Source organism: uncultured Legionella sp. (assembly GCF_937871865.1).
Taxonomy (GTDB): Bacteria; Pseudomonadota; Gammaproteobacteria; order Legionellales; family Legionellaceae; genus Legionella.
The window spans coordinates 1-23,309 of the sequence record NZ_CALMPD010000266.1; the positions used below are offsets into that span (position 1 = coordinate 1).

A 23,309-nucleotide genomic window follows, 5' to 3' on the forward strand; every position below is an offset into this window, starting at 1 on the left:
CCTCATCAGTCATTAGATCAAGCAATTCATTCATCTCATCGCTCAAAACAGGAGCCGAGGGCTGCTCTTCTAAAAAATCATACTCATCAAGCTCCCCTGTCGACCAAACAGCACAACAATCCAAAGAATCAGTATCATATTCTTCTTCAATCTCAGACTCTAACTCAATATCCATTGAATTATCAGGTTCAATGATTTCCTCTAAACTATTAAAATCGTCTCCCAAGTCCCATTCAAGGGATTGAGCCTTTTCCATCATGTATTGAAGTAGCGTACCTGACTCATCATTAAGCACGTCATCAAGAAGGTCGCACTCAATAAGCAACTCCCTTAAAGCATCAAATTCAATATCATCAACCGGGTCATTCATAATCTCTTCATTCACCCGGTCATTTTGTTCACAAAAATTCTCAGCAGCAATAAAATCATTCGAAAAGGTCATACCTGGATTTATGTTGATGGCAATTAAGTATTGCTCCTCACTCTCATAAGTAGCCAGCATGGGAACAGCTGAAAGATATTGATTCTCTGTTTTTATTTTTGCAGCAGGAATCAAATGACTTAGTTCATTCAAATCATGCTGCATTTCTTTAGCGTATTTATTGATTTGCTCATTGAACTCCATAAGATAGAAGGAGTTAAAATCGTCAGAGTCAAAGTCGGAAACTCGAGGTTTCAAATCAACTAATGCTCGGGCAATATGGGGAGTATAAGTATATTCATTATCAGCAGTCTGTGCAGGAAATGTGTTGTTCGTTATCATTTGCACATTTTTATCGTTCCTTTCTTTAATGCTCCTAACAACAAAAAAATCATCCGATAACAGATCTGAATCTTGAGGCTTTAAATCAACTAATGCTCTGACAACATGATATGAATAATTAAAATCTTCATTATACGAGGTTTTAGGCGTTTTTTTGTCATCTGTCGCATTTGCAATTAAGTAACTCCCATCAACCTTTACTTTTTTAGCCTCTGTTAAATCACTTTTTTCTTTTGCACCCAAGGCAATCAACGTTGCTGTATCGTCTTCATATTCAGAAAGTACTGGATCCGCTTCGGCGTATTGGGTATCTGCTGTTGCTTTTTTAGTAGGAGTCGAAGAATCCTGAGAATCAACCTTGGCATTAACATCCAAGGCTGACAAGAATGAATCTTCACTATCATAATCAACAAGAACAGGTTCTGTAGTTAAATATTGGGTGTCTGCTTTTGTTTTTACCGCAGCAACTGATGTGTTTTGAGAATTGAGCGTTTCCTCAATTACCAAGCCCAACAAAAATATTGACTCGGGATCATAATCAATAAGTGCTGGTTCTACCTTAAGCGGCTCAGCTACTACCGCCTCTTTTTTAGCTCCCACCAATGTGTTTTGAGAATTGAGTGTTTCCTTAATTACCAACTCTGACAAGAACATTGATTCAGTATCATAATTGGTAAGCACCGACTCTGCCTTAAGCGGTTCAGTCGCTACTGCTTCTTTTTTAGCTCCGACTAACTCCCTCTTAGGGAGGTGCTTGTCTTTTACCTTATAAGTCGACAGATTATTTTTTTTATTTTCATTGCCAGCAGGAACCAGCGGGGCTTTTAAACCATTAGCTCCATTATAAGGGACCTGCTTATTATGTAATTCCAAAACGGATAACAGTGTGTTTTCATTTTCTTCAGAAGCAAGTGCGGGTATAGCCGCTAATCGTTCTTTTTCTGCTTGCGAAGGAGCTGCGCCATACAAAGACATAGGAAAGTCGAGTTCCTTTTTACCTGCTATTTTTTCATTATTGTACGTGTTTTTTTCTCTGTTTAATTGGGGCCCGTAAATAATAGGCTTAAGTATTGGCTTTGCTTTTTTTAAATTAATTATTGGGTAAGCATCATGGTTTATTAATTTTATAAGCTTCGTTAGCATTAAAGGCTGAGGTTGATTTATTTTGATATGAAAAAAAATACTATCAAGATCAGTAATAATAATTTTAGGGAAAAAAATAAGGTCATGATGCAAAGGTTGGTTCTGTTTATGAGAAGTATGTAATTGACCAATGTTCTTTTGCGCTTTTTCCTGGTTATTGAAAAAGTAAGTGTCCCATAAACCATACTGATACTGGGATTGAACACGTTGTTCCACCGTATTGAACACAGGTTCATACCGCCACGGAGTATATTGCTCCTGAATTAATGATTTATTCTTATATTCGGATTTAAAATCTGGCGAATTTGAATCTGCCAATCTGGTTCTAGGATTTTTTATTACATATTTATTATAAAGAGGAAGATGACCGCTTTCTTCCGGCTTCATGAGCAATTGAAGTTTAACCAAACACCGTTTATTTTTTCGTAGAAATCCATTTTGTTGGATTATTGTTTCCACATCATCCGGGTGTTCAGGTAATTTTAATGCCTTCTTTTTATTTTTGATTGCATAACGGGTCACGTCCATCAGTTTGTTTTCAATATCAAGGAGTTCATCTAATTGAGTGCATGTTGACAATCCGGTTATTTGTGCCTGATCTCCTAATATAAACAGCGCTGTTTTTAGGCCGATACATCCTGTAACATCAACGTAAGTCGGAATAGTGAATGAGTTTATGGCCAGACTATCAAGATAAATACACTCATTAAAGGTACAGTCTACTTTCTCACTGCGCTCCATGTAATCACTTTCAGCTTTTGGGTGTTTAGCGGAGTCTAAATTAATAATTACAGAATGAAGATAAGGGCTGTTTTTGAAATTAAGATTGAGGCCCGGGTGGCAGGTTGTCAGTATAAAGTCTTCGATTTTTTTACAGTGTATCAGATCCAGACTGTCTAACTGACATCCTTGTATATTAATTTGTTTAACGTGTTCACCCAGTCCTTTCACTTTCGTTAACTTAGTGCAATTAACAATTGCAAGCTCTTCTAAGTTCACCAAGATAGAAAGATCCAGAACTTCCAGCTTAGGACAATGACCAATCTTCAGGCGTTTAATATTTTGAGTTTGTTCAGGCCATTTAATTTGAGTGAATTCGCTACATCTATCAATAATAATTTCTTCCAGATGCCTAAGCCCCCCAGAAAAATCAATAGTAACCGCTAACTCTGCCTGAACTTTAATCGTGTGATAATTATCATTTCCCAGCGCAAGTTTGACGAATGTAAAATCGTTTCCGCATAAAAAGTCGTAATCATCAACCATAGTTACACCAGTATTTATATAATCAATCATAAATTTATTGATTATTTATAAGTCACTTCGTGTGTTTGAATATAAAAATTTTATTTTTCATACAGTTATCAGATATCACAGTAATCTCTTAATAATCTGGGAGAATTTTATTTTTCCTAATTACCACGGCTTTGTCGCAAATTATTGCAATATTTCCGATTCAACAAGAGGAAAATAAACTCTTTTTTGATCATGAAGACTCATTGTAAGCCAAGATAGTTAAGGGAGTATTAAGTTGATTAAGAATTAGATTTTTTGCGTGCCATCAAGATACAAATGTGGGGCATAAGAAATTATTCACATTTTATAAAAGCAACTGTTGAAGTTTAATTTCAGCACACAATTATGCTATAATTATAAACACATAAGTCAAATTGCAACCTAATGATAACCGATCACCAACCTATTGAAAGGATTCTCGATGAAAACAATCATATTATTTATTGTTATGCTAATCCCTTATCAGTTACAAGCCTCTGCTTGTAAATGTAACTGTAATTTTGGTGATTTCTCATTATGCGCGAGATCCTATGATATAGAACATCCCTGCCCCGGTGTCTGCCCCTCTGCAGCAGTAGGACTCGCTCCCATGAAAACAGCCTGCCAACCTATAGAAGTATTTAACCCCATCAAGCAAATGCAGGAATTAAAAGTTATATGCCACGAATGAACTGGCAATAGGCATGGTAGGTAATGACTAAAGGGGAATTTATTTTTCAACAGGAGAAATGTACACAATTAAATCCACGTGATAACATATGGCTCAAACCATACCTCAATTAATTCAAACGGTAGATTTTTTCTTATAAGCAGTTTACATTTGAATTTTATTTGCTCGAATTAAGGATTTTCATGATCTCAATGACGACTTATTGGCAACAATTCAAAACATGCATTGATACGCTACCTAAGCCATCAGAAAATGCCGAATATTCTCAACAGATAAACACCGCTAATAGCATGGTCGAAATTGGATTAACCATCGAAAAGCTAGGCATCACTGAAATAAAACAAGTAGCAGCTAAATTACAAGGATTATCAAAATTATATAATAATGAGATATCTTTCATCGCTCCAGAGAAAGTATACAAGTTTAATCTGCCTAAAATAGTGGATACAAATACCCTGGTATTCGCAATAAACTATTACCAACATTTATCCAACTACGAACAGGTAAGTTATCAAGGTTCTATTGGTTATTTTTTTAAAGGCTTTGTCACCAGCAGTGTCAATGAGAAAAAAGTTCCGACTCGTAATCAATCCAAAGCAATGCTTGCTGAAATCACGCGCTATTGCTCCAGTCAACATATTGAAATAAATGAAGCATTGTTATTAAAAGACAGTAATGAAACAGCACAAGAATACACCTCCAGATTAGTTAAGATGGCCACTCCAGTTGATAACATTAAGGCTGAAACCCAAAAAGAAACCACTCCTCCAGTTGAACTCACTGAATTAGAGAAACTTCAACAATACCTGGAAGAGATAAAAAATAAAAAGGGCCTGGTAAAAAACAAAATCGAGAGTTTTTCAAAAAAACAAAACACATACAATCAGGCAAAACAGAAACAAGAAGAGCTAAATAATGAATGGCAAGGCAAATGGTTTATAACCAAAATGTTTTATCAATTCATCTCCATTTTTTTTGAAGTATCATTACTCAACGAAATTAAAAGCGCCGAAAAGCGCAGTATCGAAGCAGAGTTTGAATTAAATGAGCAAATTCCACCAAGTCAAACAGCACAATCCTATCCCAATGATCTGATCCTGCAGATAAAAAAATTAAATAATGATTTTAACAGAACAGAAGATCAAATCATTCAATATAACGAGATGAACCAGAAAAAACAAAAAAACACAGAAAAACCAATTGAGAAAAAAGCGGTGATTACTGAAAAAATTCAGGCAACTATTTCACGCACCAAATCAGTCGTAGAACCGTCTAATATGGATTTTATTTACGGGTTCTTTAAAGAACACAAGCAACTGGTGCAAGCAACTGCGGTAGCAGCAGTTGCAATTGCAGTTCAAAGCCTGGTTTATGGCTAAAGTCGAATACCGCGAACAAGTCGCGGTATTCGGAGGCGTGTTTGTATGCCATCTTTATCTTTCCTGACGATTAAAACGCCCAGCAAAAACAGCCAGAACCCCAGGAATCATGCACTCTATGCTGCTCATGATGGGATAGTGCCTTACAGGAGTGCTGATACCTCATTACGGTATTTGCCAGAAGTTTATTAGCTCCATAAGTACCATAATGCATTACTGGAGACCAATCAGGACTCACTGGAGGTAAGGGGGGATTGTATTGAGAAAACTGCTCACACGCATGAACCACCTTCCCTCCCACTACGGTCATTAAAGAATAAATATTTTTAATTTCTTCGTCTGATACGCTAAAAAAATCGTGTGATAACACCGCAAAATCAGCCAATTGATTAGGCAAAAAGGAGCCTTTAGTTGTTGCCTCATTCGAAAACCAGGCGCTGCCTTTGGTATAAAGTTCTAAAGCTTTATCTCTGGAAAGGATATTATCTTCCTGATAAAGCGATGTGCCGCCAACAGTTTTTCCTGTTGTGAGCCAATAAAGACACAACCAGGGATTGTAACTGGATACTCGAGTCGCATCAGTGCCCATACCAACAGGAATATCCGCATCTATTATTTTTTTTATGGGCGGAGAATATAATGTTTTTTCCTTTCCATATCGGTTAAGAAAATACTCCCCCTGGAATGCCATTCGATTTTGAATGGCAATGCCGCCGCCCAGTTTTTTTACTCGCTCAATAGAATGTTCAGAGATGGTTTCTGCATGATCAAAAAATCAGTTTAAATGATTGATGGGTATTTCTTTATGAATTTCCTCATAAACCGTTAAAGCTCTTGCTATCGACTCGTCATAAGTTGCATGCAAACGAAACGGCCATTTGTTTTCTGCCAATAATCGCACTACTGGTTCCAATTGCTCTTCCATAGAAGGCGCCAGCTCGGGTCTGGGTTGTAAAAAGTCTTCAAAATCTGCCGCAGAAAAAACAAGCATTTCACCAGCACCGTTATGATGATAATACTCATCACCTTGCTGGTATTTGGTAGTACTGGTCCAATGTGAAAAATCATCTAATTCATGACCTGGCCGTTGAGTAAATAAATTATAAGCAATTCGGACAGTTAATTTATGCTCCAGGTTCAGCTGATTAATGATTTCATAGTCTTCGGGATAATTTTGAAAGCCCCCACCCGCATCAACCACACTCGTTATTCCTAGTCGATTGAGTTCCCGCATGAAATGCAAAGTGGAATTAATTTGATCCGCATGAGCCAATTTGGGGCCTTGCGCCAATGCAGAATAAAGAATGATGGCATTAGGATTCGCAATAAGCATACCAGTAGGATTCCCTGCTTTATCTCGTTGGATAAAGGTTCCTGGTAATTCTTTCGTATTTTTATCGTATCCAATAGCTGCAAGTGCAGCTCTATTCAACAACGCTCGGCCATATAAATGCAACACAAAAACAGGAGTATATTTTGACGCAACATTAATTTCATCAAGCGTTGGCATACGTTGTTCTTTAAACTGGAACTCAGTCCATCCGCCCACCACACGAACCCATTGTAGTGCAGGAGTCCTCTGTGCTTGCTCTTTCAACATCAGCAAAGCATCCGCAAGACTTGAAATTCCATCCCAGCGTAATTTCATATTAAAATTAAGACCACCGCGAATCAGATGGATATGAGAATCATTGAGTCCAGGAATGACTACCCTCTGCTGTAAATCAACAGCCTGGGTTGACGTTGTTTTTAAGTCCATGATTTCTTTATCAGAGCCCAACTGATAGAAACGTTGGTTCATAATCGCAACAGCAGTTATTTTTTTACCATTAATACCTGGGCCATGAAACTGGCCATTATAAAAGATAACATCCATAATAATGTAACTCCTGATCCAATCAGCTATTTAACCACTTTTCCTGACCATTGAGTTCTTGGCTTTTGCTTATGAACCATAGCGTAGGCGTAATCGACTCCCATGCCATAAGCGCCACTATGCTCTCTTACACTACCCATTGTAGGTCTCTTTTCTAGCCCAGTCTCTTTGCCATTCCAACAAGAGTGCTCCTTATTGAATATGAATCAAGGCAAATCAAATAATATAAACTCTGTATTGCTTATTGATTTAATCTCGATCTGCTCTTGAGTAATTGACGCCCCATCACCAGCGGACATCTGATATCCATTGAGCATCAGAGTGCCTTTTATTAATTGCAGCCATCCACAACGATCACGGTGAAACACATGTTTGAGCATTTGTTCTTCATCAAGAAATGCAGCATAGACATCCACATTCTGATGAATGCTCACTACATCCTTACCCTGTTGGCCAGAAACAATTAATAATAACTGGTTCGGCACTTTATTAATCGGTTGTTGCTGATAACCCGGAGCGTTAAGACGCGTTTGAGGTATTATCCAGATTTGAAGAAAATGTACCGGTTCAGTAGCCGAATGATTAAATTCACTGTGAGCAATACCAGTTCCTGCAGACATCAACTGGATATCACCTTTACGTATGATGGAGCCATTACCAATACTGTCTTTATGCTCCAACTCCCCGTCTATCACATAGGAAATGATTTCCATAGCTTGATGCGAATGTCGCCCAAAGCCCTTCCCGGCCTGAACACTATCTTCATTAATGACTCTCAAAACACTAAAGCCCATAAACTCAGGATCATAATAGTCCGCAAATGAAAATGTATGCAGACTATACAGCCAATCCAAATGAGTTTTGCCTCGGTCAGCACTTTTTCTGATAACAATCACAATAGCGTACTCAAATAAGACTTCTCTATAGCATAGTACAAAATAAATACATTAATAAACTGCCATTAAGTTGAAAAATACGTCATGCTCAGGATGACGGCCAAATACTTAACTTCATGGCAGTGACGCGTGCCCGCGTCTATGAGCTCCTTGTTGAGGTAATAAACTATGAGTGCAGGCAATTAAATCGTTTTTATTTAAATAATCATTGCCTAAAAAAAAGGCATGTGTTAGGGTTGTTCCATTGTATTCATTTTATTTGTTGGTTTTGCCCACATGAATTTTATAAACACCTTCATGACCATTTTTACGACCAATACCACCGGCTAGTCCGGTATTCATCTGCTGTTTCACATTATTTATCGCCCTTTTTCACAACCTCTTCGAGGAAACCATTATGTTTCATAGAATGCCATTTATTTTGCTGGGTATTATTTTCGCCAGCGTCATGCTATCCCCAATCATGCCTTTTGAGTTAAAGCAGTTTTTATACTCAATCAGCTTGAGCATTAAATCCATAATTGTTCTGGTTTTACCTTTCATAATCTTTGGACTCTTGTTAAAAACGGTAATTACATTATCAAAAAAAGCAACTCAGATTATTGGGCTTGTTCTCCTTTTTGTCTGCATCTCCAATTTTATTTCTACTTTTCTTAGTCATTATGTGGGTATAGGAATCTATCATCTTGATTTCACTATGATTACACCCCAAAAATCCATGGAATTACTCCCTTTATGGTTTTTTGAACCCCCTCGCTTGTTAGCCAACGACAAGGCGATGTTTGCTGGTATTATTCTTGGTGCTCTGTTGTCCCGACTCACCCCGAAAAGAGCCGAAACAATTGCGAATAAAGCAGACCAGCTTATAGCTGGTTTACTCAAAATGATTGTGTATCTTATTCCATTTTTTGTTGCCGGATTTATTGTTAAGTTACAATATGATGGTGTGGTATCTGTCATCATCAAAGACTACGCCCCAATTTTTCTCCTCATAGCACTGGCACAATTTACCTACATAAGTTTGTTATTTTGGGGACTTAATCAATTCAAAGTAACAGGCTTATTAAACGATCTCAAAAACATGCTGCCAGCAGCAATTAGTGGATTTAGTACAATGTCCAGTGCAGCCAGCATGCCGTTAACTCTTATGGGCGTGGAAAACAATACGAAACATAAAGAACTGTCACGTGCTGTTATTCCTGCTACAGTCAATATTCACCTGATTGGTGACTGTTTCGCTATTCCTATTTTTGCCTACGCAGTCTTAAGAAGTTTTGGTATGGAAGAGCCGTCATTAGTCAGCTATCTGATATTCACTTTATATTTTGTTATTGCCAAATTTTCAGTAGCAGCCATACCTGGAGGAGGAATTATCGTAATGCTTCCGATTCTGGAGGCACATCTTGGCTTCAATGCTCAGATGATGTCATTAATTACAGCCTTGTATATTTTGTTTGATCCAGTCATTACCAGTGCCAATGTTCTAGGTAATGGCGCGTTCGCCAAGATGATTGATACCATCGTGGGTTATCGAATAAGAAAAAGATCCTTACACCCAAAGCCATCGCTCAATTATTAAAGCACGCTAAAATCAATCTCAAGCCCGCCTCATAAAGGGGCTTGAGACGATGTATTAATTGTTCTAATTAACCTACAATGCGCTTTTTCAAATGGATTTAATATGGTCTGCCGAATTATCAATAAAAACATTGATATTTATAGTTATCCCAATGAATTTGAGGACAATCTGGGCTCAATTACCCTTGGTGATCTGCATGGAAACACGATAAAACTCCTTCATTTTCTGTTCCGCCACCAGATAATCACCTTTAAAAAAGAAGTGCTGAATGTAAACGATGCCTACCAGAAGTTTGTCGAAAATTATGAGCTCTATGGCCAATTAGTGCAAATATATATTAAGCTCCATCGCGGATTGCACCCAATACAGGATGAATTAAAAGTCATTCAATGGCGAATTATTAAACATCTTAACAATTCCCCCCCACACACAGCAATTGATGAGACAAAGAAGAATCAGGAATTAACCCAGCTTCATCAACAAATGTCGGTTCTCGCTCCTCAGGCAAAACACTACGAAGAACAGTTAGCTCTCCTAAAAGGACGGTTTCGTAGTTGTATTGAAGGATTCAATGAGTTGATGACGATGCTCGACGTCAATGATAATAAAACATTGTCCCGTTTGATAGGCGATGAAGTAGGCGATCGAGGTAATTGCGACTATTTTACGTTAAAAATATTTGATTTCCTGCAAAAAAATAACAGTCAATTAGTGGATATTATATCCAATCATGGTTGTGAATTAATCTATGCATACGAACAATTCATGGATAATTTACCCTTCAACGCGCTAGGGACTGTTCCCAGCAATCAAGCCGTTTCATTTTTGGGGCTAAAACTACTTATAGAAGAAGAAATTATAGACAATACTGAATTGTGTCGTTTAATCGAGAACAGTTACAAACCAAACTTGAAATTAATTGATTACAGCCTGAGTGAACAAGGAATCACTTTGTTTACCCATGCTCCAGTTGAGTTTGACAGCATTCGATTAGTCGCAGAACATTTAGGAATAGTTTACGCTGATTCAACTAAAGAAGCCCTGGCAGGTAGCATTGATAAGATTAATCTGAAAATCCAGGAGTACGCCAATAAGAATATTTTACATACCTTATTTGAAAATGATCTAATAATAGATAAAACGAATATGAGCACCGATGAAAAAACCTACTGGCCATTAATCTATTTCACCTGGAATAGATGGAAAGAAACAAAAGAAACTGATTTCGCAAGACCTGCTTTTAAAAATGGCTATTCCATTACCTATGTCCACGGACATGATTCCTTCCAAAGTAAACTGCTACACGTTCATAATCTGGATACTCTTTGTGGAAAAGAATCTCGGGCAATTAAAGACAAACGAATCCGTCAAGCACAATTTATCAAAAGAAACCCTCATACCGTCACTGATAGAAAAAAAAATGAAGACTATTTAGAGAATGTATCAAGGTACAAAGTGTTTGACAGTGATGAACAAAGTCTGGAACGATGGCAAGAAAATAAAAAAGCATCAACCCTTCCCTATGACAGTATTAAAAAATTAAGTCTTCTGGGAGGATCTGCAAAAGCAAGTGTGATTCAGGAAAATAAACCATTGCATGTAGAAAAAAAGAAACCAGCCTACAGCTTTGAACAACAGCTTTCAGAATTATCTGATATCGAATTTAATAATTCTCGTTCACTTAAATAAATACTCATATCATTGTTCGGATCTTTGACCCGACAAAATATCCCTCTTTAAAGCAACAATTAATTCTCATCCAAGAAGCAATTTATGCTTAAATCATGCCCTAAACTTAAGGTTTTATTAACAAAATTATCAAAAAAAGAAGATTTTGCATTAATTTCGACAAAAAGCACCTGTTATCACACCAAAGCATTTCTTTTAAAATCACACTGCCCTATAATTACCCCATAATCTCATAATTTAAACATAAATATGACTATTGACGCGAACCTATTTGCTCACATTGAAAATGATTCATCTCTAGCTGGCACATTTCAATTACAAGGAAATCGATTTTCCCGAACAGTAGAGTACCTAACGAATTACCTTTCTTCAAATAGTCATAATAAAGCATCTGTTCCACCAGAATATGCGGAGTTATTCAATCAATTGCAGTATCTGATAGATACTGAACAAAAATTGGAAGCAATGCACCATGATTCTGACTCTTCTGCTCAACAAGTCGATGATTTGGCTCGCAAGATAGCAGAAGATGTTATGAACATGAAAGAAGACAGCAAAATATTAATTCCAGGAGGATGGCACAGCAGTAATGGTGGCCACGCAATGGTTTATGAGTTTAGCCCTCACGCTGATGGTTTTAAATTTTCCGCAGTAAATGCTGGTGCTGGTCTTAATTATCATGCAAAAAAATCAAATAAGGAAAAAGAATTATATAATCCTACAAAATCCTGGCATGTTCCCAGCGTCACCTCAGCTAAAAGCAAAGAAGAACTGATTCGTTTTATTGAACGACTCCTTAAAGCCAGGCTTCCAGTATCAAAACAAGAAAGAAATAAGCCTATTGACGAAAAAGTCCTTTATGAGGAGATTTTTCCAACTATCAGTTACATTAAGGGTTCTGAGATTGATGCGAGCAAGGATATTCCCAAGCATGCATACACCGGAGGACAGTTATCAGGTACCTGTTCACAACGCTGCATCCATCAAATGATTAAAATATTAACCTCGACTGAAAAAAAGTATCAGGAATTTATCTTTGATTTCAAACAGCATGCTCTGTATGAATACGCTGATGCCTGCCTCCAAAAACAACAGCCTTATAATCCAGCTGTGGCTCATCAAATAAGATTGGCCATTGAGAACAATTTAAAAATCTTAAATACTCCCGGGCTGTTTTCAGACCAGCGAATAGAAAAAGAACTTAAAAACATTTCTGCACTGGAAATAAAATTAAAAACAACCCCATTTGACATACCAAAACAAGCCGTCAATGCGCCCAAGGATGTTTTTTCACTGCAAGTGTATACCGGTAAAAGTATAAGTCCCAAGGTGCAACTAGATCAACAGTACAAAGGCCAAAAATTGGCCTCGCCCATTAATTTGGGGGATGGCAAGGATTTGTTAAAGAATCTTAATGAAGCGATTGCAAATATTAATTTAATTACTGATCCAGCAGCCCAATATAATTATCTGGAACATCTTATTCTACAGTTACCGCTTATACCCAACAATCCTAATTTTTACCGCGAATTTGCTGACATGAGCGATTTTGGACTTTTAAAAAATCGCCTCACAGATATTCAGACATTATTACTGAACCTACAAAATAGTTGGCTTAAAAAAGAACAAATTCCCGCAATGAATTTGATGCTATTAAGTATTATAAGCCTGCAGATAGATGTTCATGACATGAGCTCGTTAAATAACAATACTCCTTCGTTTAAGCCATTTTCTGATGCGATGATGAAATCGATGCTCGGCAATCAGGAACGAAATCCTTTTTACGCCACGAATAATCCCATTATTGATCAACTGCTCCAAGAGTTGCACTCACGCAATAACAATGCATCTTATCAAAATCTTACTCAGTATCATTTGTTTTTGAAACAGTTGGTGGAGTCAGAACCAGTATTAAATGAAGAATTAAGTCTCCTTTATGACAAAAAATTCAGTACGAATGCTGGAGAACTGCATCAGGAAATCAGAAAATCAGGGCTAAAAGCACTCTTTATGATAGAACAGTATCATAAAGATAAATCATTAAACCCGCTTGACGCAAAATACGAACCGATTATCCAAAAGGTGCTTACTCATATAGAGCATGAATCAAAACTAAGAAAAGCAATTGCTCCTTTTTATGAGGTTAAATATTTAGATACGGTATGGTTTAGATTAGCTATTGAGCGTGGAAAGTTTCGTGTATCGACCCCCTTATTTCCCTCATTTGTACCTTATGAAAACTTATTAGTTGATTTACCTAAATCAAAATATCCCTTAAATGACTCACCAGCAAAAGATGCCTTGAATGCAGATATATCCAGCAGAAGTAGTTTTGTGCGCCCAATTACCCCTAAAACAGCAAACCAGATTCAATTAAACCCAGCACAAACCTCTGACGAGAAACAAAAAACACGTCATGTTACCCAAGCAGATATTATCGCCCGAGATTATTTACATCTGCGAAGTGAACCAACGCTGCAAATAGCGCTGACGCTGGATTATTTTAAACGAAACATTGAAAAACTGTCAGAAGAAGCCAATCAACGTTATATAGAAGCAAACATATTCCAGCCAGGACTTTTACTTAAGGCCCTATCAAAACCTGAATTTTTGCCACAATTTGATGCTTTTTTAAAAACAGGCCTCAAATTTTTCTCCCTGAATGGGCAACATCAACATAATTCGCTTTTGTTTTTGCGGCTGGATTTTCTTGTCAGTCACTATATGTTATTAAATAAACAACCTGCAGGGCTTGCTCGTTTAAAAACAATTCAGAATGATCTGGAAAAGCAACTATCCCTTGAGAACAAACCAGAAATAACCTACGTATTACAACAATACCTCTTTCTCAATCTTGTAGCACGTATGGAACAGGGAGAACAATCAAAAGAGCTGATGACTCGAGCTTACCAAGCTTATAATTACATCAATAGTCATACCAATCCGTTAATACTTGAAGATAAAGCACACACCATACTGGTAGATCGCACAGCGGCTCATTTTCAATCAATTATTCAAAAGCAACCAAGAGAACAATTAACTCAGACGATTAAAACAACAATCCAGAAGATAGCAAAACAGCCAGAACAAGAGATTATGATCAGTGGTGACTTTCCCGTATTCACTGTTTTAAATACGAAAACCAATGCTAATTATCAATTTAATGCATTAAAAGGAAAAATGTACGAGCAAGGCCTGGCACGAAGTGGTGTGCCCCTGGCTATTCAAAATCATCCATTAATTAAAGAATTAGGACTAGAGAACGTAAAAGAATGCCTTATGACCGCCAATGAGGATTATATAGTTCTCCCTGATGAACACCAGGAAGTACGTCTTTTCTGCCAAAAAAATGTATTGACGGTTCAGAAATTCTGGACTATCGAGGGAAATAAAGTCAATTATGAACTGCAAGCATTATCTACAGATCATGAAGCCCGGCAGGCTAACCAAAACCTGCAACCCTTAGCAACCCAACTCCCCCCTATCCTAAAAGACGGGACGATGAATCTGTGGTGCACCGTAGCCCCCCCATATGATGGCTTAGTAGTCCAGAACAATGTTCCTGTTTATGTAATAAAATATGGCATGATTAAGGTATTGGACGAAAAAGGATTTGAGACTGGTGAGCAATTAACAAAAAAAGAAACACCGTTACTTAACAATATGGAAAGTAAAAAATTTCAATTAAGCTCTGCAAAATCGGCCTTTTCAGATTCGTTAATAAAACTCCCTCGTTACAATCTTTCTTTCGAACAACGGCAAGGAACTCTATTCAATAAAGAAACTGGTGAGCAAGTTGTTGACATCCCCTCTCCCATTCATCCTTCTGTTGCCGGGATTGTTCTGGCAAGTAAAGAACAACAACATTATATGGTTCCAGTTGCCCGATTTTATGCTACAGAAGATAATGCACAAACAAGCGATTTCTATCCTCTAAAACATGATATCTCAGGAACAATTGCAGATGCTCGCCTTGAAGACCACTGGCAGAATTCTCCCCCCAAGAAAAAACCCTTATGGCACTATCCAAATAGCGAACGCCATGTACAGTTTCAGCTAAAAAACGGTGAGCCTATAGCCGATTCAGCAGCAGATGCTCTTTATTTGGCATACATATACATGGCAACCAATCAAACCGAAAAAGCGTGGAAAACCCTTGAAGAGTGTACCACCCGCTTTGGGGGCTTAACAGGAGATCCGTCTGAGTTACAATTTATATCCTGGATCAGTAACCAGATGCCCCATATTCTACCTGGTGAACGCAGTGCGCGCGAACAAAACGACCCGATAAGAAGCACACCGCCTTATGTGGCATGCCAACTGAAGGCAAGCAGTCTGTTGTGTGATTACATCGCCCAAAATGGACCTATCCATGTAACAAAAACAAACTCATTATCATTAGATGGCACAGCGAATGCCTTATATGGCTCATTGGAACAAGAAGCTCTGGAACAATTCCAGACCTCTCTTCCAAAGACCATCTACCAATCATTCACTCGTTTACAAACCATGAATCGCCATCTGGAACACACCTATACACTATCCTCTTTGGAACGAAAACGATTATTAAATTATTATCATCAAAATAATGCCCCTCAAGGTGCGTTAGGCTTCGAATGGCTTAACTTAAGCCTGGAATCACTGCTTGAGGAACAAGAAGCGCTGCTCGCAAAACAAACTGCTGATAAATCATTGACGCAAGCGGATAATGAACGATTAAAATTAATACAGAGTAATCTGGCACGCTTAAAGCCTGTAACAGCCAAATCATCAGAGCTGGAACAGATTCCTTTAAATCTGGATTTCCCGGAAGCAAAGGATTGTGTTATTAAAAAGGGCCACCTAAAACCAGCCACCATATCCAATATGGACACCTGGATGCATAAACTTCCAGGCTCAACAATAATAACCCCTTTACATATTCAACCAGCACTTAATTCATTATCCTCAACAATGAGTGATGATGAATTTATTATGAATTTTCCCATATTTTTGAGCATTGCCACTTCTAAAGAGGTACTGCAACGCAAAGAACTCTATGATTTTTGCTCTGACACACTGATTGCGAAACGCCACATCCCCTTAAAAGACCAAGAATCCAATATACCATTACTGTGTAATGTACTGTATCGACTATTAACTCCTGGTAATGAACATGTTTTCCATAACAACACCTATAAATTTATCGAATTAATTACAATGTTAAGGTATCGCCATGTCAATCCATTACTTGTTTATCAGGCGAAAGACGTTTACAAAGATATTTTAGCAACACCAGAACAAATTATGGCCAAAAGGACACGTCCTGAACACGCCCCCCTAAAAGCAACCGGCAAAGAATTACCTTCATTACTTGCTCAGACAAAAATCGAAAAACACCTCGACTCCAGAGCCAATGGACAATTAAAGAGCCTGATTCAAGAATACAATAAACTGGAACTTGATAGTGACAATGAACTTAATGAGTTAGCAAAAACGCTTGATGAAGATTTAGATAAAACGTTTGATATCGAAGAACAGGCAGGAATAATTCGATTTAAAACTGAGCAAAAAAAACGCGAACTTGCTCAGGATTTAATTCAAAATAATTCAATAATGAATGCGTTAAGTAAAGCAACGGCAAAAGCCGAGCCTATTCTTAAAGTAAAAATTGAAAAATCATGGCAAGAGGCTCTTGCTCTAGCCAATCAAGGCCCGGAAGAATCTAAAAAAGCGAAACAGTGGGCTATTGAGAAAAAATCAAAGGCACGACCAACATTAACTCAATCTGATCTTTTAGCACTGTACTTAAAAGCAGACTTTGCCTATAGTGTTGAAAAGACAGGATTAAGCCTGAACAACGCACAGCGTTTACATAATGCAATTCATAAAGCACTAGTACATGGTATCCAGCACCAATCCCTTAAAAGAGCCCACTCAGATCTGCTGAAGGCACTGGCAACAGATGATTCCAGTGTTGCAGCCCAAGCCCTTGACGTACTTGCCCGAACAGAAATTCCTGGCTTGAATGAACCATCAATCGTGATTCTGCAGCATGAAGAGCAAGTTCTCTTGCGTAAACGACAAAGCAGTGCATTACGCGCCTTACTGAAAACTCCGGAACATGATACCCGTTTTAATGAAATTATCGAAAAAATTATCATGGGTGGCGGGAAATCAAAAGTAATTCTCCCAATACTCGCTGAGAAAAAAGCTCAAGGCGATAACCTGGTAGTGGTGGAAGTACCTAAAGCTCTTTTGGCAACAAACCATGTTGATTTAAACAGTACCTCACAACGATTATTTGGCAAACGAGCTTATCGTTTTGAATTCGATCGCGACAGTGACTGTTCTGCACAACGCTTAGAACAGATTTATAACCTGTTTATTGAAATAATGAACACGAGAAGTTATTTGGTAACTACTGGAGAAGCTGTTCAATCACTAGAATTAAAATATCTTGAACTGTTGCTCTCAGAAGAAAAACCCACTGAAGAATGGAAACAACAAGTCTATTGGTGCGATAAAATCACCAATCTTTTCCGTCACCATACTGATTGCATCATTGATGAAGTCCATCTGGGTTTATCACTTAAGAAAAAGCTAAATTATAATTTTGGTACTCCTAAACCAATAGATTCATCACTGATTAAAAATGTTACAGCACTGTTCAGTTTTATTGATATGAAGATTATTAAAGAAGCCCCTTCATTCGATGAATATTATGACTGGACTCCATTTAAAACAGATCTGGCCAAAAAACTGATTACCGATCAGAATAGCCCCTTAAAAGAATTCGTCACTCAGTCAGTCCTCCGTTACGGAGCAGAAGCACGGGAAGAACTTATTGCGTACCTGACTAACAATGCCACAACAATGCCCGCATCAGTTCTTGGCGCTGATGAAGAGACTCAAGCCGCGTTAGGACTCTTTAAGCAGGAAATTAATGTACGCCTTCCTCAAACTCTAAGCCAGATATTGGGCAAGCATTATGGCGCATCGAAACGCAAAGACTTAAATGCAATAGAGAAGACGCTGGCAATTCCATATGCTGGAACCAACGTACCCAATGAACGCAGTCGTTATCAGGATGAACTTGAAGCAATCAATAAAACCATTCAAATGATGTTGTTAAAAGGCATTAGCAAAGCCCAACTTATTGAGCGCATTACAGAATGGGAAGCATTGGCTCGGGAAGAGTTATTCAATTTCCCCGTATCCCCAGAGAGTGATCAAAAACCAGGTATCGATGACACCCCAACAGCAAAAGGCTTTATGCTTTTAACCCAGGAATTAGGCATTCGATTTAGCCAGCTTGATAGCAAAAACTCAGAGCAAATGAATCAATTGCATCAACACCTTCAATCGAATCGTCCCTTCATGTTTGATATTCTGCGGGAGTTTTCTTTAAGGCAAATCACGCAGGACAGCGGTATTCTATCCAGTGATAATTTCAATCATGCCGCTCAGTACCGGAGTGTACAAGGAATATCAGGTACTCCTCCGTTAAACGATAATGCTTATCATCAACGACTAAGTTATGATAAAGCCCCTTCCCTGGGTACTGATGGTTATATTTTTGAAGTCATTCGAAATAAAAATACAGCCATTTCCAGCTGTGATAATGAGGAAACGTATCAGTTTATTCGCGACGTACTGTCCCGTTCAAAAACACGCGAAGATACACGTGCTTTTATAGACATCAGAGGTGCTTTTACTGGTGTTAATAATTATGAAGTAGCTCAACAAACAGCGCGTTATATAAAAGCCTATCCAATGCATTTTAGTAACCCTGTAAAACAGGTTCTTTATTTTAATGAAGACCAGATTTTATGTGCTATAGATGTGAATAAACCAGATCAATCTATAGTACTGGGAACCAGCGATACTAATGAGCTAAATCGTCTGCTCGACACTGCCCCTGAGGAGCGATTTACTCTTTTTGATCAAATTCATACCACAGGTACGGATATCAAACAATTCAATAAAGCTCATGCGATTGCATTTGTTGATGATAAAACAGGCATGCAGGAATTTGAACAAGGAGCGATGAGGGAAAGAGAATTAGATTTAAACCAGACCATTGAACTCGTTGTTCCTTCTCGAATGGAGGGCATTACCCTAGATGAATTGGGTAAGCAATTCAAGAAAAATGACAAGCAGGCTGTTACTGCAGATGCCCCAGCTGCGGCCCAAGGCCAAATGCGAAATCATATTCGCCGGCAATTTATTAACCTGATTCAGGATTTACCTTCAGAAGATGCTGAGAAAAAAGCAGCGTTGACTCAATTCTTCAGACCTCTTTTTGAAGACAAGCCATCATTGGATCTTTTTGCACTTTATGGCGGCATTAATAAAAAACAGGCAATAGCCGGCATTCTTGGTCACTATAAAAATCAAATGCAAAAACTGTGGATGACTCGACTTAAATCAGCATCGATGCCTCCCTTTGCTGAAGATATTGAAAAAATGTCTCTTGAATTAGAGAACATTGTTATTAAGGCCATCCCCTTTTGTTTAGCCGAATACGATGCATCGGATAAATCCTTTAATGCAGAAGTCGAAATACAAAAAGAAGTACAAAAAGAAGTTCAAATAGAAATGTTAACTCTTAATGAGACTTATGATCCTCGACAACAGGCAACATATAGCAAAGACTGGCCCTACTATTATAAATATGCAACTTTTTTTGAAAATCCTGCTCATGTTAAAGAACGTTCTTTTCGTTTGAATGAAATATGTGCAAAAAATGGCGAATCTCCGGACATTTTTTCGGATAATCTCTATGGAAGTAAAAACTACGCCATGACTTATTCAGCTCAGAAAGAATGCGTTGATGCATTTTTAAAGCCTGTATTTCTGGTTTGGTACCAGCGTCACGAAGGGCAGATACGCGCAATGATCGTTACGCCTCAAGAAGCAAAAGAACTTGGTGCTCGGATTTGGAATGTGCCTGATAGTTGGATTGCAACAACACAGGATACTGTAGTTGTGGGCAATCAACCCTCTGATATTACTGCAGATCCTGGATATCAGGAGCTGCGTGAACAGGTTCGTTTTTTCAATGGAGAATTTACCAGCCTGACAAATCAGGATACAGGATTATTGTGGCTTAATATTCTACCAGAAGTAAAGCTTGAATTTTTTGAGAAAAATCTACTCCCCTATCGTCCAGGTAGTGAGGCGCATATTCACCAATTGAAAACTGCACTAACTCAGGCCAAATCAGAGGGATTTACTTATATTGCCAAGCATGCCTTTGTAGATCTGACTCATTTTAACTGGGAAGAGCTCTACCCCGAGATTCTGCCTGCGCAATCTGTAGAATATCAAAAACTGGCCAATGCATTTCTGTATGTGAATGAACATTGGGAAAACAAAGACATTCAAATTGTGGAATTACAGCAAAAGTTCGGCTTGCCCATGAACAGTCTCATGTATATTGATGCTCATGTAAAGCAGTTGAACTCATTAAAAAAAGTAATAGATACGATTACAACGCAGACACAAACAGGTCTTTTATCACGTGATGTCCCGTTCTTAGTTCTTATAAATAATTCAATAAATAATTCACTGTCCACCATAACGAAACCTATTGAATCATGCATAGGCATGACACTTAAAGACTTCTATAAGTCATCTAATTGTGAACCCTTGCAACATAGAGGGGAACTCATGGATTCTGAGCGACTTAAAGAGATATCCGCACACAGTGTACGCCTGTTAAATCTCTTGAGCACCTACCCTGCATTGAAAGACAAGAATATTTTTAATAGATATTTCCTGAATACAGCTGATAATGCTGAGTCGGAAGAGGAGCTGATAGCTCTTATCAATACCATAAATCCATACAAGGATCTCCTCAACGCCATTATTAAAAACCCTAACTTTACCCAGCATTTAATAATGCCAATCCTTCAGATATCAAATGAGCTCCACAGTTCCGTATTATTAGAACTTACAAAAGCCAGTACCACCAGTGAATACATTGATAAGTTTATGGAACAAATGAATTTCGATGAGAGCGTATTTCTGGCCTTAATCAGGAAACCATTTTTAACCGAATCGCAACTATTGCTTCTTCTGAAAAATGCGCCTTATGAAGATGCATTTTTTCATTTAGCAAATTATGAAACTTCATCAATAAAAGTTCAGGATGCAATCCTTGCTGATCCTCGTCTAAGTGCTGGAATATTAGAACGTTTATTGAAAACAAATGTATATTCCAACGCTCAATTATTAAAGATTTTAGAGCATGATAGCACAATCAAGACCTTGACCATTTTAGGCATACTGGCTCAAAAAAATAGCGATGCACAAGTGCTACTCAAGATAATGCAACACCCTGCTGTGAACAGCACTCATCTGGAGCATCTCTTTGTTCACCCAGCAGCTAATCCGGAACTTCGAAAACAAATTTTGAGAGACAATAAGCTTTCTGTGTATTCAATGGAGAGGATTGTAAGATGCAACGAATTAAATGATGAAGAGTTAATGCTGTTAATAAATAATCCCGGTATAAAAGAATATCGTGGACGTGGAATTGCTAATGCAATTTTAGAAAAAGGACAGCTTTCCCAAACAGTGCTCCTGGCAATGATCCATACCTTTAATAAAGACGAGGATTTTTTATCGAGGATCTATCTGCATAGCTCTTTTGATGACCAGGCTTGTCAGACACTTTTGCAATCATCAAACCTGACACCATATATGTTATTACCTTTAACCAATAATTACATCACCCTGTCTGATGACAACGTGTCATTAATATTAAAAAACCCATCAGCTTGTGATAACACCATTCGCGCAGCCATATTACAAAAAGGGAATATAAAAGAAAACCATTTAAGCACGATCCTTAAAGACTGCCAGAAACAGGATTTGCTTGAAAACATCTATTACCATCGTGCCGCAACTCCCCAAGTACGGAAAGATGTATTGCAACATCCTCTTCTTTCGCCAAAGGTTATTTTAAATCTTATGCGATACACTAATTTTTCAGAGGATGAACTGTTTTTGATTTTGCGTCATCCTGCCTGTAACGAAGCAATACGTAATGCCATGCTTCAACATAGTCAGCTCACTGAGGATCATCTATTAATAATACTTGCTACATGTGAAATTGAAATAACGGTGGAAAGAATCCATAATCATCCAGCAGTAAACTCACGAGTCACAGAACAGCTATTGCAGCACCCCTTGGTTCCCAAAGCCATATTATCGGATATTTTGCGCAGCAAAACACCGACAGATCATGAGCTAATGCTGTTATTAAGTAATCCTTTAATTCGCGAAGGGCATTTTCTTCATCAGGAACTCAATGCATTCCCTTTAAATGAAGAGCACTTTAATGAACTACTAACCAATCACGTAAATAAAGAATCAATGAACTTTGTTTACAATCATCCGTCGGCAACCCCGGAAATACGGCAACGACTGTTGATGCACCCCAAATTATCCGCTCGCTATCTTTTGCAATACAATATTTTATCCAATAGTGAATTATTGATCTTGTTAAACAATACCGAAGCAATAGACTCTACTCATTTAGAAGATATTAGCAGAATTCCCGCTATTGGCTATGATGTGTTACTGGCTCTGATTACTCATAATCAAACAGATGAACATGTATTATATTCAGCAATTAGTCATAGAACGTTTGATTTGAATGCAGCCTCAGTTATTCTCCAGAGAGATAGAATTCCTCAATTTGTTTTATTGCAACTGGCTTGTAAAATACTGGCTTTAAATGACAATAGTGCACAGTGGGAACACTGCATGGAACAGATGATAAACATTGGGCAAAGACAAAATAGCTCAAGAGAACTAAACAAGCTGTTTGTAGATTATTTTCCGAAGATGAGTACTAAATTATCATTGAAACTCTTGGCATTTTTGGGTAAACCAGCTCTTGAACGACACTCTTTGACCGGTATCATTCAGAAAGCAACAAAAGAAGATTTCGACTCTCTAATCGCGTTACCGAAGAAGTTCTCCCAGGAAGAATTAACTGCTTTATCCCAAAAGGATCTCAACAGC

7 protein-coding genes and 1 pseudogene are annotated in these 23,309 nt (G+C 37.9%); 5 read left to right on the forward strand and 3 right to left on the reverse strand.

The window, feature by feature from the left end; genetic code table 11:
- Positions 1–3,202, reverse strand: a 3,202-nt coding sequence (locus Q0495_RS14370; protein WP_298627525.1) for a hypothetical protein, incomplete at its 3' end; no start/stop codon positions are given.
- 421 nt (positions 3,203–3,623) lie between these two features.
- On the opposite strand from Q0495_RS14370, the gene Q0495_RS14375 reads away from it, so the two are divergent.
- Positions 3,624–3,872, forward strand: coding sequence for a hypothetical protein (locus Q0495_RS14375; RefSeq protein WP_298627527.1), 249 nt, complete (start codon positions 3,624–3,626; stop codon positions 3,870–3,872).
- A gap of 191 nt (positions 3,873–4,063) precedes the next feature.
- A complete protein-coding gene (locus Q0495_RS14380) occupies positions 4,064–5,251 on the forward strand; it encodes a hypothetical protein (protein WP_298627528.1) in 1,188 nt (395 codons plus the stop codon).
- A gap of 70 nt (positions 5,252–5,321) precedes the next feature.
- On the opposite strand, the pseudogene Q0495_RS14385 reads toward Q0495_RS14380, so the two are convergent.
- Positions 5,322–7,127: pseudogene (locus tag Q0495_RS14385) on the reverse strand (amidohydrolase).
- A gap of 206 nt (positions 7,128–7,333) precedes the next feature.
- Positions 7,334–8,023 carry a pirin family protein gene (locus tag Q0495_RS14390; protein WP_298627529.1) on the reverse strand — a complete coding sequence of 230 codons (690 nt, stop codon included), beginning with the start codon at positions 8,021–8,023 and terminating at the stop codon, positions 7,334–7,336.
- 397 nt (positions 8,024–8,420) lie between these two features.
- On the opposite strand from Q0495_RS14390, the gene Q0495_RS14395 reads away from it, so the two are divergent.
- From Q0495_RS14395 to Q0495_RS14405, 3 genes are all read left to right on the forward strand, one after another.
- Complete coding sequence (locus tag Q0495_RS14395) at positions 8,421–9,602, forward strand: cation:dicarboxylase symporter family transporter (RefSeq protein ID WP_298627531.1); 1,182 nt, start codon at positions 8,421–8,423, stop codon at positions 9,600–9,602.
- A gap of 102 nt (positions 9,603–9,704) precedes the next feature.
- Positions 9,705–11,291, forward strand: a complete 1,587-nt coding sequence (gene wip / locus Q0495_RS14400; protein ID WP_298627533.1) for a Dot/Icm T4SS effector Wip — start codon at positions 9,705–9,707, stop codon at positions 11,289–11,291.
- Positions 11,292–11,540: 249 nt separating this feature from the next.
- Positions 11,541–23,309: DUF3638 domain-containing protein (locus Q0495_RS14405; RefSeq protein WP_298627535.1), on the forward strand; the 11,769-nt coding region annotated here is incomplete at its 3' end.